Here is a 14258-nt window from a genome sequence, read left to right as displayed (position 1 = left end):
CGTCTGGCATGGTCATCGGTTCACCAGAGGGCGGCAACGGTCAACCGCCGTACGCGGGTGGCATGGGTCATCGATTCGCCAGGGGGCCTCAACCGGTCGAGGGCCGTGCGCCGGTGGCATGGGTCATCGGTTCACCAGGGGGCCGGAGCCGGTTGAGCCGCGGACGACCAATTCCGGCTGGAAGACCAGTTCGACGTGGCGGGCCGGTGCGCCGTTGACCTCTTCCAGGAGGGTCTGTACGGCGGCCGAGGCCATGGCGCCGATCGGCTTGCGGACAGTGGTCAGCGGGGGGTCGGTGAAGGCGATGAGCGGCGAGTCGTCGAAGCCGACCACCGACACCTCCCCCGGCACCGACAGGCCGCGCTCGCGGCAGGCCCGGATCGCGCCCAGCGCCATCAGATCGCTGGCGCACACGATGCCTGTGCAACCGCGGGCCAGCAGCTGGGCGGCCGCGGCCTGGCCGCCTTCGACCGAGAAGAGCGAGTGGGCGATGAGGTCGTCCACGTCGGTGGCGCCGAGCAGCTGGGCCATCGCCTGCCGGTAGCCCTCGATCTTGCGGATGACGGGGACGAAGCGCCGGGGGCCGAGGGCCAGGCCGATGCGTTCGTGGCCGAGGTCCACGAGGTGCTGTACGGCCAGCCGCGCGGCGAGCCGGTCGTCGGGCGAGATGAAGGGCGCGTCGATCTGGTCGCTGTAGCCGTCCACCAGGACGATGGGCAGCCCCCGGTCGGTCAGGCGGGTATAGCGGTCCATGCGGGCGGTGGTGTCGGCGTGCAGCCCGGAGACGAACACGATGCCGTTGACGCCGCGGTCGACGAGGATCTCGGTGAACTCGTCCTCAGGGGCGCCGCCGGGCATCTGGGTGCACAGGACGGGTGTGTAGCCGTGCTGGGTGAGCGCCTTCTCGATGGCCTGGGCGAAGGCGGGGAAGATCGGGTTGTCGAGCTCGGGGATGACCAGGCCGACGAGGCCGTTGCTGCGCTGGCGCAGGCGGGGCGGCCGCTCGTACCCCATGAGGTCGAGGGCGGTCATGACGGCTTGGCGGGTGGCGGCGGAGACGCCGGGCTTGCCGTTGAGAACTCTGCTCACGGTTGCCTCGCTCACCCCCGCCTGGGCTGCGATGTCGGCTAGGCGGGCGTGTCCGTTCATGGCCGCTACTTTACTTTCCACCACACCGCCGAATCGGGAGTGACGGCCGTGCCACGCGTGCCGGATGAGGACAGAATGATCTCACCGTCGATGCCGAAGTCCACGGGGGCGGCGGTGAGGTTGACGGCGCAGACCACGTCGCCGCGGGCGAAGGCGAGGGTGCCGGCCGGCGAGTCGAGCCAGCGCAGGTCGCCGGTGAGCTCGTGGCGGAGCGTGAGCGCCGAGCGGTAGAGCTCCAGCGTGGAGCCGGGCACGCCCTCCTGCGCCTCGACGCTCAGCTCGGACCAGGCCGCGGGGATGGGCAGCCACGGGTCGTTCCAGCCGAGGTCGCGGGTCCAGGGCAGCGGCACGCGGCAGCCGTCGCGCCCGCTGTCGGGGTCGCGCAGGCGTTGCGGGTCATGCTGGACCTCCTCGGGCAGGTCGAGCACCTCGGGCAGCCCCAGTTCCTCGCCCTGGTAGACGTAGGCGGAGCCGGGCAGCGCCAGGGTCAGCAGGGTCGCGGCGCGGGCGCGCTCGAGGCTGCCGTAGCGGGTGACGTGCCGTTTGACGTCGTGGTTGGACAGCACCCAGGTGGAGGGGGCGCCGACCGAGGCGGCGGTGGCGAGGGAGGAGTCGATGGCCGCGCGCAGCAGGCCGGCGTCCCACGGGGTGCTCAGGTAGTGGAAGTTGAACGCCTGGTGGAGCTCGTCGGGGCGGATGTAGAGGGCCAGCCGCTCGGGCGTGGGGGCCCACGCCTCGGCGACGCCGATGCGCTCGCCCGGGTAGGAGTCGAGGATGTGCCGCCAGTGGCGGTGGATGGCGTGGACGCCGTCGTTGTCGAAGTACGGGACGACGTCGCTGCCGATCATCCGGATCTGGTCGGAGTGCCCGATGTCGGGGAGGTCGCGGGGCTTGACCATGCCGTGGGCGACGTCGATGCGGAAGCCGTCCACGCCGAGGTCGAGCCAGAAGCGCAGGACGGAGTCGAACTCGGCCTGGACTTCCGGGTTGTCCCAGTTGAGGTCGGGCTGCTCCTTGTCGAACAGATGCAGGTACCACTGTCCGTCTTCGACCTGCGTCCAGGCCGGGCCGCCGAAGATCGACTCCCAGTCGTTGGGCCGGTCGCGGAAGATGTAGCGCTCGCGCCGGAGCCCGCGCAGCGCCTCCTGGAACCAGGCGTGGGCCGAGGAGGTGTGGTTGGGCACGATGTCCACGATGATCCGCAGGCCCTGCCCGTGCGCCTCGTCGATCAGCGCCTTGGCGTCGGCCAGGTTGCCGAACAGCGGATCCACGTCGCGGTAGTCGGCCACGTCGTAGCCGAAGTCGGCCATCGGCGAGGTGTAGAACGGCGTCAGCCAGACGGCGTCCACACCCAGGCTTCTCAGGTACGGCAGGCGGTCGCGCACCCCGATCAGGTCGCCGACGCCGTCGCCGTTGCCGTCGGCGAAGCTGCGCACGTACACCTGGTAGATCACGGCGTTACGCCACCATGCGGTCATGAGTTCCCCCCGAGAGTCCCGTCCATGAAATCCCTTACCGCAAGTTTACGCAAGCCCTTCCATGCACCCCTATTCCATGACATATCCGGACACGAGGCTGACGTCCTGACCTGCCACCCCACTCCGGCCCCCAGAACCTTTGCGTGACCAGCGGCTTTACTGTCAGCGGCGGCGTCAAGCCCCCACCTCACGAACTATCGAGATTTTTGATGTCAAGGGTGGACATGGGGCTATAACCGCGATGTACTACCTCATCAATCACAGCGGAACCTGGCTGCAAGGTGCTGCCCATGAGCTCGGTCGTACTCGACAAAGTGACCAAGGTTTACCCGGGGGACCACCTGGCGGTCGACCGCATGAGCTTGAAGGCGGAGGACGGGGAGTTCCTCGTCCTCCTGGGCCCGTCAGGATGCGGCAAGTCGACCTTGCTCCGCATGATCGCCGGCCTCGAGGAGGTCACCGAGGGCGACCTGTGGCTCGACGGCAAGCTCGCCAACCACCTGCCGCCCCGTGACCGCGACGTGGCGATGGTCTTCCAGAGCGGTGCGCTCTACCCCCACCGCTCGGTCCGCGGCAACATCGCCTTCCCGCTGGAGATCGCCAAGGCCGACCCCCAGTTCGTCAAGGACCGCGTCACCGAGTTGTCCAAGGCGCTGCACATCGACGAGACCCTGAACCGCCGCCCCGGCACCCTGTCCGGCGGCCAGCGCCAGCGCGTGGCCATGGGCCGCGCCATCGTCCGGCAGCCGAAGATCTTCCTCATGGACGAGCCGCTGTCGAACCTCGACGCCGGCATGCGCACCGAACTGCGCATGGAGATCTCCGCCCTGGTCAGGTCGCTCGGCGTCACCACGATCTACGTCACGCACGACCAGGTGGAGGCGCTGACCCTGGCCGACCGGATCGCCATCATGAACCGCGGCGTCCTGCAGGACGTGGGCACCCCCGCGCAGATCTACAACGACCCGGCGACCGCGTTCGTGGCCGCCTTCCTCAACTCCCAGCAGCTGAACCTGCTCAGCGCGACCGTGCGCACCCCGCAGAACCAGTTCGTGATGCTGGACTTCGGCCCGCACCAGCTGACGCTGCCGTGGAGCGACCCCCGCGCCTACGCCATCTCGCAGTACACCGGCGGCCAGGTGCTGGTCGGCATGCGCCCCGACGGCCTGGCCCCGGTGCCGGAGTCCTACGACGGCCCCTCGTTCTTCGGCCGCGTGCGCGCGCTGGAGTACCACGGCCACGAGTGGCTGGCCTACGTGGAGTGCGGCACGCCCGGCATGCCCGTGCCCGAGCCGCCGGACCCCCGCCGCAAGACCAACGGCCACGCCCCCGAGCGCACCGGCCTGACCACGATGCTGCGCCGCATGTTCACCTCCCGCGTCATGACGGAGGAGGACGAGCACGACGAGGAGCAGGAGAGCGGCCACCACCGCAGGACCGACCTGATCGTGCGCCTGGGCGTGCGGCCGGCCTGGCGGGTGGCCGACGCCGCCAAGGTTGCCGTGGACCTGTCCCGCATCATGGTCTTCACCCTGGAGGGCGCCCGCATCGACGCGGCCCGCCGTACCAGCTAAAACACACGAAGCCAGTCAAAACACACGAAACCAGTTAAAGCATCACGAAACCAGCTAAGCATCAGGACGTGGCGTTGCGGTCGATGGCCAGGTAGGTGCCGCGCAGGCGGGTCAGGTGGGCGTGCTGGGCCTGCCGCGCGCCTGCCTCGTCGCCGGCCTCGATGCGGGCGAGGATCTCCCGGTGGTCGCGGTCCACCTCGTGCCAGAAGCGGCCGGGGGCGCGCGAGCGCAGGAACCGCTCGTCCAGCACCTGGAAGATCGGCCGGGCCACCACCTCGAGCAGCGGGTTGCCGCAGGCGGCCAGCAGCAGCGCGTGGAAACGCTTGTTGGGCTCGTACATCTCCTCCGGCGAGGAGGACGCGGGGTCGAACAGCGTGGCCCGGAGCGCCGTCAGATGCTCAGGGGTACGGCGGAGCGCGGCCAGCCCGGCGGCGGGCACCTCCAGCAGGTCGCGGATCTCCACGAACTGGTCGACGGTGAGCTGGGTGTCCACGGCCAGCAGGTTGAGGCTGGTGGCGAGGTAGTCGCTGATCTGCTCGGGCTGCGGCGTCACCACGAAGCTGCCCCCGGCCACGCCGCGCACGGTGGCGATGAGGTTCTGGCTGGCCAGCAGGCGCAGCGCCTCCCTGACCGTGCTCCGGCTAACCCCGTAGGCGGCCGACAGCTCGGGCTCGACGGGCAGCCGGTCACCGGGGCGGAAGCGGCCGGCCACGATGAGCTCGCGCAGTTCGGCGGCGAGCGTCTGGTAGGCGGGCGGCGTCTTGGTCACACCGAAAGACCCTACTGGGCGCCTGTGCGGGGATCGGCCCCGCCCGGCGCGCCTCCCGGACGGGGCCGGCGAGGAGCCGGGGGCCGATTCGGCCTCCCCCACGGTGAGGCCGATTCAGCCGTGCTCGCCCCTCGTTGGCGAGGGGCCCCGTTCCACTTCTGGGAACAGCGTTCCAATCTATGGCTCTCGTGTCAATGCCCTTTTCTGAGGAAAATGAGAAATCACGAGGTCAACCCCGGTAACCCAGTCTGGCGGAAAGTTGGTCCGTGGTTTCCAAAAGCGCCGCCGCGCACGCGTCGGCCTCGCCGACGAAGCGTTCGGCGGGCCCGCAGACGCTGATGACCGCCGCCGGCATGCCGTGGTGGTCGAGCACCGGCGCGGCCACCGAGGCGGCGCCGCGCTGGCGCTCGTTGATCGACATCGCGTAGCCGCGCCGGCGGATCAGCGACAGCTCCACCCGCAGCCGGTCGGGGTCGGTGACCGTGCCCGGGGTCACCGGATCGAGGGGTTTCTCCAGGTACGTGGAGATCTCCTCCTCGGTGAGGAAGGCCAGGAACGCCTTGGACGAGCCGCCCGCGTGCAGCGGGTACGGCACGCCCAGCGAGACCGACATGATCACCTCCCGCGGCGGCGTGACCTGGTCGATGTAGACGCGGCTGGTCCCGGTCCTGATCGACAGCGTCGCCGTCTCGTGGGTGCGCGCGCTCAGCCCGGTCAGCTCGGGCCCGGCGATGCGGCGGACGTCGATCCGGTCGAGATAGGCCAGCCCGAGGCGCATCGCGGTCAGCCCGAGCCGGTAGCGGCGGCTTTCCTCGTCGACCTCGACCAGGCCGCGGCTGCGCAGAGAGGCCAGGACCCGGTGGACCGCGGCCTTGGACATGCCGAGGCCGTCGGCGATCTCGGTCACGCCGAGCGTGCTGGTGCCGGACTCGGCGAAATAGACGAGGACGTCGGCCGCGCGCTCGACGGTCGCCACGGTCTGGCTGGACATGCTGGTCATGCTCGGGCCCTTCACCTACGCTGCAACCCCACCGGGACCGGTGGATCAGTCATGATCTTCGTGTCCACGAAGTCCCACCACTCCTCCTGTGAGACCCGCTGCGACTCCCAGGGAGGATCGCTCTTGAGCACGCCGAGGGCCTGCCGGTAGGCGCCCCAGGCCGCCTCGTCCTCGAAGGCCGCCCAGTTCTCCAGCATGTAGACCTCGCCGACGACGCTGTAGAACCACCGGACCTCTTTCACCATTGGCAGGTCACGATAGAACCAGCGCTCGCGTTCCTCCAGCCACTCCCAGAATGCCGGCATGTCCCGACGGGCACGCTCGGCGAGCCGCATCCTGTAGACCAGGTAGATCATGGGTACAGTTTGAAACCTAATTCCAATAATTGGAACACCAGGAGTGAGCCATGTGGCACGACGGCGCGCGTGTGTACGACTTGGCGCAGCCGATGCGCAGGGGAATGCCCCAGTCGCCCAATCATCCCCCCTTCCGCATGCTCCTGGAACGCCGTCACGGAGACGTGGTCCGCACCGACGGCGGTTCGGCGGCCAACGAGCTGATCGTCACCGGCGGCCACGTCGGCACCCACGTCGACGCGCTGGCCCACGTCTCCCACGACGGCCTCCTGTACGGCGGCGCCGACCCGGCCACGCTGACCACCAACGACGGCTTCAGCGAGCTGGGCATCGACGCCTTCGAGCCGTACGTGGGCCGGTGCGTCCTGCTCGACGTGGCCCGGGTGCACAACACGCCCGTCCTGCCCGCGGGCTACGAGGTCACCGCGGCCGACCTGGAGGCCGCCGCCAAGAACGTCGAGATCCGCGAGGGCGACGTCGTGCTCGTCGGCACCGGCTGGTCCCGGTTATGGCATGAACCGGACCGGTTCATCGGCCTGACCGGCGGCGTCCCCGGCCCCGGCGTCGAGGCGGCCGGCTGGCTGACGGAGAAGCGCCCGCGGGCCGTCGGCGGCGAGACGATCGCCTTCGAGCAGATCGCCCCGGGCCGCGGCCACGCCACGCTGCCCGTGCACCGGATCATGCTGGTGGAGTCCGGCGTCAACATCATCGAGACCATGCGCCTGCACGAGCTGCTCGACGCCCAGGTCGGTGAGTTCCTGCTGATCCTCAACCCGCTGTCGATCGTGGGCGCGACCGGCGCGCCGGTCCGGCCGCTGGCGATCCTGCCCGGGGAGCGTTCATGACGACCACGCACGTGCGGCTCCTGGCGGACTTCGCCGCGAGCTGCCGCGACGGGCTGCCCGCCGCCGTCCGCACCGACGTCGAGGGGCGCGTCCTCGACGTGCTGGGCAACTGCCTGGCCGCCTACGCCGAGCCGGACGGCGACGCCGCCCCGGCCGTGCTGCGTGCCGTACGCCGGTGGAGCGGCGCCGAGGAGGCCACCGCGATCGGCAGCGGCCACCGGCTGCCCGCCCCCTCGGCGGCCCTGGTCAACGGCACGCTCGCGCACGCTCTGGACTACGACGACACCCACCTGCCCTCGGTGCTGCATCCGAGCGCGCCGGTGGTGCCCGCCGCGCTGGCCGCCGCCGAGGCCACGGGCGCCGGAGGGGCGGAACTGGCCGCGGCGGTCGCCGCCGGCATCGAGGTCTGCAACCGCCTCGGCATGGCCTCCTACCTGCCCGAGGCGGGCAACTCCCTCTTCTTCGACCGGGGCCAGCACGCCACCTCGATCTGCGGGACGCTGGGCGCGGCGGTGGCCGCCGGGATGGTGTACGGCCTGCCCGCGGCCGGGCTGGCCGACGCGATCGGCATCGCGGCCAGCATGGGCTCGGGCGTGATCGAGGCCAACCGGACCGGCGGCACGGTCAAGCGGGTGCACTGCGGCTGGGCCGCGCACGCCGGGGTGAGCGCCGCGGTCATGGCCCTGGAGGGCGTGACCGGGCCGCCGACCGTGCTGGAGGGACGTTTCGGCTTCTTCCAGGCGTGGCTGGACGGCCGCTACGACGCCGGCGCCCTGCTGGACGACCTCGGCGACCGCTGGGAGCTCCTGCGCACGGTCTACAAGCCCTATCCGACCAACCACTTCACCCATCCGGCCATCGACTGCGCGCTGGCGTTGCGCGAGCGCCTTGACCCCGTGCAGATCGAGGAGATCGAGCTGGGGGTGGCCGCCCCGGTGCTGCGCACGATCGCCGAGCCGCCGGAGGAGAAGGCGGCGCCGCGCTCGCCGTACCACGCGAAGTTCTCCGGGCCCTACACGGTCGCGACCGCGTTCCTCGGTTCCGGCGCCGTCCTGGGCGTCTCCCCGGACGACTTCGCCGACCTGGACCCCGCGCGCCTGGCTCTGGCCGCCCGCGTGCGGTGCGTGGCCGACGCGCGCGCCACCGAGCTGTTCCCGCGCTCGTTCGCGGCGGTCCTGAGGGTACGGCTGGCCGGCGGGGCCGTGCTGGAACACCGGGTCGACTCCTCCCGCGGCAGTCCCGAGCACCCGCTGACCGTCGAGGACCTGGCCCGCAAGTTCCGCGACAACGCCGGGCGGGCGCTGCCGGAGGACCGGGTGGCGGCCCTGGTCGCGGCGGCCCGCGCCGGAGCCTCGGCCACGCAGCTGCTGTCCCTGTCCGTGTCCCCCGTGGCCGCCACGGGCGCCCGCGACCGGGGCTGACCCGGGGCTCGATTCACCGCCCGGCCAGTGGCGTTTCCCGTCGCCTGAATCCGGCGGCGACGGGAAACCCGCCCCGGACCGCCCGGCGGGGGGTGTGTGATCGTTCCTGTTGTCCACGACGAAAGGAACGCCATGCTCCGCCTGCCCGCCGACCCGGGATCCCAGCCCGCCCAGACGCGCCCGCCGTCCCGTCCTACCAGCCGACCTTGCGCTTCCCGCTGATCAGCGCCTTGGCGATCACCAGGCGCTGCACGTCGTTGGTGCCCTCGCCGATCGCCATCAGCGGGGCGTCGCGATACAGCCGCTCGACCACGAACTCCTGGCTGTAGCCGTACGCGCCGTGCACGCGCATCGACTCCAGCGAGGCCCTGAGCGCCACCTCGGAGGCGAAGTACTTGGCCATGCCCGCCTCCATGTCCACCCGGGCGCCGCCGTCGGCTCGCGCGGCCGCCCAGTAGGTGAGCAGCCGGGCCGCCTGGATCTCGGTGGCCAGGTCGGCGAGCTTGAGCTGGATGGCCTGGAAGTCGGCGATCGGGCGGCCGAACGCGGACCGCTCGCGGGCGTAGCCGAGCGCGGCGTCGTAGGCGGCCTGCGCGACCCCGACGGCGCGGGCGGCGATGTTGATGCGGCCCATCTCGAGCCCGCCGAGCACCTGCTGCATGCCCCTCCCCTCCTCGCCGCCGAGCAGGTTGGCGACGGGCACCCGCACGTCCTGCAGCGTGACCTCGCAGGTCTCGGGACCCTTGTAGCCGAGTTTTGGCAGGTCGCGCCCCACGGTGAAGCCGGGCGCGCCCGCGTCCACGAGCAGCACGGACATGCCCTTGTGGGCGGGCTCGGTGATCGAGGTCTTGACCAGAACGGGAAGCGGGTCGGCGTGGCGGGCGTTGGTGATCCACGTCTTGGCGCCGTTGACGACGTAGTCGCCGCCGTCGCGCACGGCGCGGGCCTGGATGCCCTGCAGGTCCGTGCCCGCCCCGGGTTCGGTCAGCGCCAGTCCGGTACGGCGGGCGCCGCTGGCCAGTTCCGGGAGGTAGCGGCGTTTCTGCTCCTCGGTGCCGTGGCGGGCGATCATCCAGGTGGACAGCGTGTGGGAGCCGATGGTCCCGGCCACGCCCATCCAGCCCCTGGCGATCTCCTCGAAGACGAGCGCGAAGGTGACCATGTCGGCGGCCAGCCCGCCGTACTCCTCGGGCACGGTCAGCCCGAACAGGCCCATCTCCTTCATCTTGTCCACGATCTCGGTGGGATATCTGCCGGAGTGCTCCCATTCGGTGGCGACCGGCAGGATCTCCTTGTCGACGAAGGCGCGCAGCGTCTCCCTGAAGGCCCTCTGGTCGTCGCTCAGCTCGAAGTCCACGGGCGGGGTCACTCCTTCTCCGGGTCGGGCGTGAGGGGGCCGCTCCTGGCCTGCGGGAAGTAGCCCTTGTCGTGCGGGGCGCCGCGTTTGTACACCATGACCGTCCTGGTCCAGGACATGATCTCGTCGCCGTCCTGGTTGAGGCCGCGGGTGCGGGCGGTGACGATCCCGGCGTAGGGGCGGGACTTCGACTCGCGCTTGGCGGTGATCAGCGACTCGGCGTAGACGGTGTCGCCGACGAAGACGGGGTGGGTGAGCCTGATGTCCTCCCAGCCCAGGTTCATGATCGCGGTCTGGCTGACGTCCATGACGGACAGGCCCAGGACGATCGCCACCGACAGGCCCGAGTTGACGATGATCTTGCCGGTCGGGGCTCTGGCGGCGAAGTGCGCGTTGAAGTGGTTCTGGTTGGTGTTCATGGTGAGCAGGGTGAACCACGTGTTGTCGGCCTCACTGATCGTGCGGCCGAGCGGGTGCTGGTAGACGTCGCCCACCACGAAGTCCTCGTAGTAGCGGCCGATGGCCGCCTCGTGCACGGTCACCTACGCCACGTTAATCGTCTGACGTTTTACGGGTCAACGGCCCCCGCCGCTTCGGCGGTACGGCCGGCCAGCTTGGCCACCACCTCGGCGATGCGGGCGGCCCGGTGGAGTTCGGCGCGGTGGAAGGCGGGGCCGACCCTGCGGGCCACCACGATGTGCAGGCCCTCCACGGGCAGCACCAGCAGGCGCAGGTCGCCGCCGGCCCGGGTGACGGCGCGCAGCGGCGGGTCGGGCAGGTCGTAGGCGGACGGGGCGGACAGGCTGGCGTGCCGTACCACTCCGTCGGCCAGCCCGAGCGCCCAGTCGGCCCCGCACAGGCCGGGCAGCGCGTCCACCAGCGTGGCGAAGCCGCGCGCCGGTTCGGCGGCGACGTGGGTGAGCAGGTCGTAGTCCGGCGCCGTGCCCGGGACGTCCTTGGTCGGCCAGACGCCGTCGACCCGCATCCCGGGCAGGCCGGACAGGCGTTCCTCCATCTCGGCCGCGCCGCCGGCCCATTCGACGGTGAACTCGTCCACCGCCCGCCCGCTCTCGCGTTCCAGCACGGTCACCTGCAGGATGTCGGCGCCGAGCGCGCCGAGCGCGCGGGCCACCTGCCCCAGCCCTCCGGGCCGGTCAGGCAGGGACACTCTGAGTCGAAGCAGCATCGTTCCGCCCCCTTTCTGAGGGTCCACGGTGCCGTGTCGAAGTTTCGACCACGTTCCACGGATATGTCGCGCATGATGCGGCTATTTCGCATTATTGCTGGTCGACTACCGAAACATCTGCTGGTAGAGCCGCTCCAATGCCACGAGAACGGCGCCGCGCAGCACCGCGTCGCCCTCGACGGTGCCCGGCACCACCCGGGTCGGCAGCGGGATCTGCCCGGCCAGCCGTTCCTCCACCCGCGCCGCCAGTTCCTCCCCGCCCGCCCTGCCCACGGGACCCGCGAGGATGACGCAGCCCGGATCCAGCACCGCGCACACGGCCAGCGCGCCGAACGCGATCCGCTCGGCCAGCACGTCCAGGAAGGAACCGGGCGCCTTGCGCACCACCGTGGCCAGGTCCTCCCCCGCGAGCCGCCCGCCGGCGCCGGGTGCCGCCACCCCGTGCTCGGCGGCCAGCGCGAGCAGGGCGGGCCCGGAGACCAGGTGGGGGAAGGCGGCGCCGTCCAGGCTGGCAGGCAGATAGGAGATCTCCCCCGCGCCGCCCGAGCGCCCTCGGTGCAGCCGCCCGCCCAGCACGATCGCCATGCCGACCCCGGCGTCCAGGGAGATGAGGGCGAAGGTGTCCTCCCCGCGGGCCGCGCCGAGCCGGTGCTCGGCCAGCCCTGCCAGGTTGACCTCGTTCTCGACCAGCACCGGCAGGCCGCCCAGCCGGGCGCGCAGGCCGGGCAGGAGGTTGGCGTGCCAGGTCGGCAGCGCGCCGACGAACGCCACGTCCCCGGTCTCGGGGTCGATGAGGCCCGGCGTGCCGATGACCACGCCGTCCAGCCGGTCGGCGCCGAGGCGGGCGTCGGCCAGGGCCGCGCCGATCGTGTCGTGCACGAGGCGGTCGGGCTCGGCGGCCGGGTCGAGCGGGCCCCTGGCGAAGCCCACCTGGCCGCCGGTCAGGTCGTTGACCGAGGCCAGCACCTCGCCGGGGCGCACCTCGACCCCGGCGACGTGGGCACGGTCGGCGACCAGACCGTACAGGACCGCGTTGGGGCCGCGCCGCCTGCTCGGGGACTCGCCGACGGGCGTGATGAGCCGGCCCGCCTCCAGCCGGTCCACGAGGTCGCCGATGGTCGCCCGGGACAGCCCGGTGCGTTGCTGGAGCTCCGCCCTGGACAGGTGACCGTGCTCCAGCAGCAGGTCGAAGGCGGCCCGGTCGTTGATGAGGCGGGCGGTGTGCGGCGACGCGGTCCGGGGCGGCATGGGGGAAGGTCTACCACACCCCCTTTCTTTCTGGATCCCGTCCTGTTAATTTTCGTGACATGAGCGATCGATACGCACTCCTCGTTCCCTCCCCGCGCCACGCCGTGGCCCACGACGGCACGTTCACCCTCGACGCCGGCACCCTTCTGCACGCCGAGCCCGGCCTCGCGCACCTGGTGCGGCGCCTGCTGCACCCGCTGAACCTGCCTTTGGCCCCCGGCTCCGCGCCGCAGGGCGCGGTGTCGGTCCGCCTCGAGGACGGCGGGGCGGCCGAGGGCTACCGGCTGCGCGTCACCGGGGACGGCGTCGAGATCGCGGCCGCCGATCCGGACGGCGTGCGCCACGCCGTACAGGCACTCAGGCAGTTGCTCGGTGCGGACGCCTGGCGGGCGGCGGCGGCCGGCACGCGCTGGGAGCTCCCGTGCGGCGAGATCGACGACGCGCCCGCGACGGCGTGGCGCGGCGGCATGATCGACGTGTCCCGGCACTTCCGGACCAAGAACACGGTGCTCCGATACCTCGACCTGCTCGCCATGCACCGCATGAACCGCCTGCACCTGCACCTGACGGACGACCAGGGCTGGCGCATCGAAAGCCGCCGCCACCCGGTCATCAACCGCCGATCCACCCACCGCCCCGACACGCTCATCGGGCACCGGCGCCACTCCAACGACTACGACGGCACGCCCCACGGCGGCTACTACACCCTCGACGACCTCGCCGAGATCTCCGCCTACGCCGCCGAGCGCGGCATCACGGTGGTCCCCGAGATCGACCTGCCCGGCCACGCCTCGGCCCTGCTGGCCGCCTTCCCCGAGCTCGGCACCGGCTCGCGCGAGGTGCTCGGCGGGTGGGGCATCGGCTCCGGCGTGCTCAAGCCCGTCCCGGCGGCGGTCGAGCTCGTGTGCGAGCTGGTGGACGAGGTGCTCGACGTCGTCGACACGCCCTACTTCCACCTCGGCGGGGACGAGTGCCCCACCGAGGACTGGCCGCTCGACCCCGAGGTGGCCGGGCACATGGCCGCGCTCGGCGTCACGGACGCCCGGGCGATGCACGGCTGGTTCCTGCGCCAGATCGGCGAGCACCTGGCCGGGCGGGGCAAGAGGATGATCGTCTGGGACGAGGGCTTCCAGAGCGGGGGCGCCCTGGCCGACACCATCGTCATGTGCTGGCGCGGCGACGCCATCGCCCGCCAGGCGGCCGCCGCGGGCCTCGAGGTCGTCCGGGCTCCGGTCTACCCGACGTACTTCGACTACGACCAGTCGGACCTGCCCTCCGAACCGCTGTCCATCGGCGGCCCCATCACGCTGGAGGACTCGGCGAGCTTCGAGGTGCTGCCCGCTTCCTGGTCGGAGGAGGAGCGCGGGCGGGTCCTGGGCGGGCAGTTCCAGGTGTGGGCCGAGTACATCCCGGACGAGCGCGCGCTCGACTACATGACCTTCCCGCGGGCCTGCGCGATCGCCGAGGCCGTCTGGACCGGCCGGCCCGCCGGCCACGCCGACCTGACCCGCCGCCTGCGCGAGGCCCACCTGGCCCGCCTGGAGGCCGCGGGCTGCGAGTACCGGCCCCTGGACGGGCCCCACCCGTGGCAGCAGGGCGGCACCGGCCCCCGCACCCGCGAGACCAAGGACCCCAGGCGCACGGTCGCCGCCTGGCATGCCTGGCGCGACCAGGTCCCCGAGGTGGACGTCGCCGTCTCCACGGTGGCGCGCGACTCGTAGGGGGTGCGCTCCTTCTAGAAGTACGGCAGGCCGCCACACCCGCCACCCGCCGCCGTGAGCGGGCGCAGGTCGGGGGGATCGCTTCTCACGTCGGACGGGCCGGGCGCCGCAACGGCGCCCGGCAGACCGCCCGCGTGGCCGGGCGTGAACCCGC

Annotated in this window: 13 protein-coding genes; 4 read left to right on the top strand and 9 right to left on the bottom strand. The window is 71.7% G+C overall.

What is annotated here, in order from left to right; genetic code table 11:
* Positions 1-123 precede the first annotated feature (123 nt).
* Together FVE25_RS05955 and FVE25_RS05950 are read right to left on the bottom strand one after the other, a co-directional pair.
* Entirely contained in the window at positions 124-1149 is a 1026-nt protein-coding gene (locus FVE25_RS05955) for a LacI family DNA-binding transcriptional regulator (RefSeq protein ID WP_157245317.1), read from the bottom strand.
* A 5-nt stretch (positions 1150-1154) separates the two neighbouring features.
* Positions 1155-2627 (bottom strand): glycoside hydrolase family 13 protein, encoded by a 1473-nt coding sequence (locus FVE25_RS05950; RefSeq protein ID WP_157245316.1) that lies wholly within the window; start codon positions 2625-2627, stop codon positions 1155-1157.
* Between the two features lie 290 nt (positions 2628-2917).
* On the opposite strand from FVE25_RS05950, the gene FVE25_RS05945 reads away from it, so the two are divergent.
* Positions 2918-4201 carry an ABC transporter ATP-binding protein gene (locus tag FVE25_RS05945; protein ID WP_157245315.1) on the top strand — a complete coding sequence of 428 codons (1284 nt, stop codon included), beginning with the start codon at positions 2918-2920 and terminating at the stop codon, positions 4199-4201.
* A 61-nt stretch (positions 4202-4262) separates the two neighbouring features.
* Here the strand turns inward: FVE25_RS05945 and FVE25_RS05940 are convergent, their stop codons facing one another.
* The 3 genes from FVE25_RS05940 to FVE25_RS05930 form a co-directional block, all read right to left on the bottom strand.
* A complete protein-coding gene (locus FVE25_RS05940) occupies positions 4263-4970 on the bottom strand; it encodes a FadR/GntR family transcriptional regulator (protein ID WP_157245314.1) in 708 nt (235 codons plus the stop codon).
* 229 nt (positions 4971-5199) lie between these two features.
* The gene (locus FVE25_RS05935; protein WP_246266649.1) at positions 5200-5961 is read right to left on the bottom strand and encodes an IclR family transcriptional regulator; all 762 of its coding nucleotides are present in this window, start codon (positions 5959-5961) and stop codon (positions 5200-5202) included.
* 20 nt (positions 5962-5981) lie between these two features.
* On the bottom strand, positions 5982-6326 hold the full coding sequence (locus FVE25_RS05930; protein WP_157245312.1) for a hypothetical protein: 345 nt from the start codon (positions 6324-6326) through the stop codon (positions 5982-5984).
* 50 nt (positions 6327-6376) lie between these two features.
* Between FVE25_RS05930 and FVE25_RS05925 the strand changes: the two genes are divergently transcribed.
* The gene (locus tag FVE25_RS05925; RefSeq protein WP_157245311.1) at positions 6377-7171 is read left to right on the top strand and encodes a cyclase family protein; all 795 of its coding nucleotides are present in this window, start codon (positions 6377-6379) and stop codon (positions 7169-7171) included.
* Positions 7168-8592: an MmgE/PrpD family protein gene (locus tag FVE25_RS05920; protein ID WP_157245310.1), complete on the top strand. Its 1425-nt coding sequence runs from the start codon at positions 7168-7170 to the stop codon at positions 8590-8592. The genes FVE25_RS05925 and FVE25_RS05920 overlap by 4 nt, the downstream gene beginning before the upstream one ends.
* Positions 8593-8785: 193 nt before the next feature.
* Here FVE25_RS05920 and FVE25_RS05915 read toward each other — a convergent pair whose 3' ends face one another.
* From FVE25_RS05915 to FVE25_RS05900, 4 genes are all read right to left on the bottom strand, one after another.
* Positions 8786-9949 carry an acyl-CoA dehydrogenase family protein gene (locus FVE25_RS05915; RefSeq protein WP_157245309.1) on the bottom strand — a complete coding sequence of 388 codons (1164 nt, stop codon included), beginning with the start codon at positions 9947-9949 and terminating at the stop codon, positions 8786-8788.
* A gap of 8 nt (positions 9950-9957) precedes the next feature.
* Entirely contained in the window at positions 9958-10491 is a 534-nt protein-coding gene (locus FVE25_RS05910) for a MaoC family dehydratase (protein WP_157245308.1), read from the bottom strand.
* A 26-nt stretch (positions 10492-10517) separates the two neighbouring features.
* Positions 10518-11135 carry an ACT domain-containing protein gene (locus FVE25_RS05905; RefSeq protein ID WP_157245307.1) on the bottom strand — a complete coding sequence of 206 codons (618 nt, stop codon included), beginning with the start codon at positions 11133-11135 and terminating at the stop codon, positions 10518-10520.
* A gap of 105 nt (positions 11136-11240) precedes the next feature.
* Entirely contained in the window at positions 11241-12383 is a 1143-nt protein-coding gene (locus FVE25_RS05900) for an ROK family transcriptional regulator (RefSeq protein ID WP_157245306.1), read from the bottom strand.
* A 59-nt stretch (positions 12384-12442) separates the two neighbouring features.
* Between FVE25_RS05900 and FVE25_RS05895 the strand changes: the two genes are divergently transcribed.
* Positions 12443-14104 carry a beta-N-acetylhexosaminidase gene (locus tag FVE25_RS05895; protein ID WP_157245305.1) on the top strand — a complete coding sequence of 554 codons (1662 nt, stop codon included), beginning with the start codon at positions 12443-12445 and terminating at the stop codon, positions 14102-14104.
* Positions 14105-14258: the final 154 nt, after the last annotated feature.

The organism is Nonomuraea typhae (assembly GCF_009760925.1).
Taxonomy (GTDB): Bacteria; Actinomycetota; Actinomycetes; order Streptosporangiales; family Streptosporangiaceae; genus Nonomuraea; species Nonomuraea typhae.
This window is presented reverse-complemented; position numbering and strand designations above follow the sequence as displayed.

Coding starts and splice junctions, on each gene's coding strand:
- FVE25_RS05955 (WP_157245317.1), bottom strand. CDS start 1,149: ATGAACGGACACGCCCGCCTAGCCGACATCGCAGCCCAGGCGGGGGTG.
- FVE25_RS05950 (WP_157245316.1), bottom strand. CDS start 2,627: ATGACCGCATGGTGGCGTAACGCCGTGATCTACCAGGTGTACGTGCGC.
- FVE25_RS05945 (WP_157245315.1), top strand. CDS start 2,918: ATGAGCTCGGTCGTACTCGACAAAGTGACCAAGGTTTACCCGGGGGAC.
- FVE25_RS05935 (WP_246266649.1), bottom strand. CDS start 5,961: ATGTCCAGCCAGACCGTGGCGACCGTCGAGCGCGCGGCCGACGTCCTC.
- FVE25_RS05930 (WP_157245312.1), bottom strand. CDS start 6,326: ATGATCTACCTGGTCTACAGGATGCGGCTCGCCGAGCGTGCCCGTCGG.
- FVE25_RS05925 (WP_157245311.1), top strand. CDS start 6,377: ATGTGGCACGACGGCGCGCGTGTGTACGACTTGGCGCAGCCGATGCGC.
- FVE25_RS05920 (WP_157245310.1), top strand. CDS start 7,168: ATGACGACCACGCACGTGCGGCTCCTGGCGGACTTCGCCGCGAGCTGC.
- FVE25_RS05905 (WP_157245307.1), bottom strand. CDS start 11,135: ATGCTGCTTCGACTCAGAGTGTCCCTGCCTGACCGGCCCGGAGGGCTG.
- FVE25_RS05900 (WP_157245306.1), bottom strand. CDS start 12,383: ATGCCGCCCCGGACCGCGTCGCCGCACACCGCCCGCCTCATCAACGAC.
- FVE25_RS05895 (WP_157245305.1), top strand. CDS start 12,443: ATGAGCGATCGATACGCACTCCTCGTTCCCTCCCCGCGCCACGCCGTG.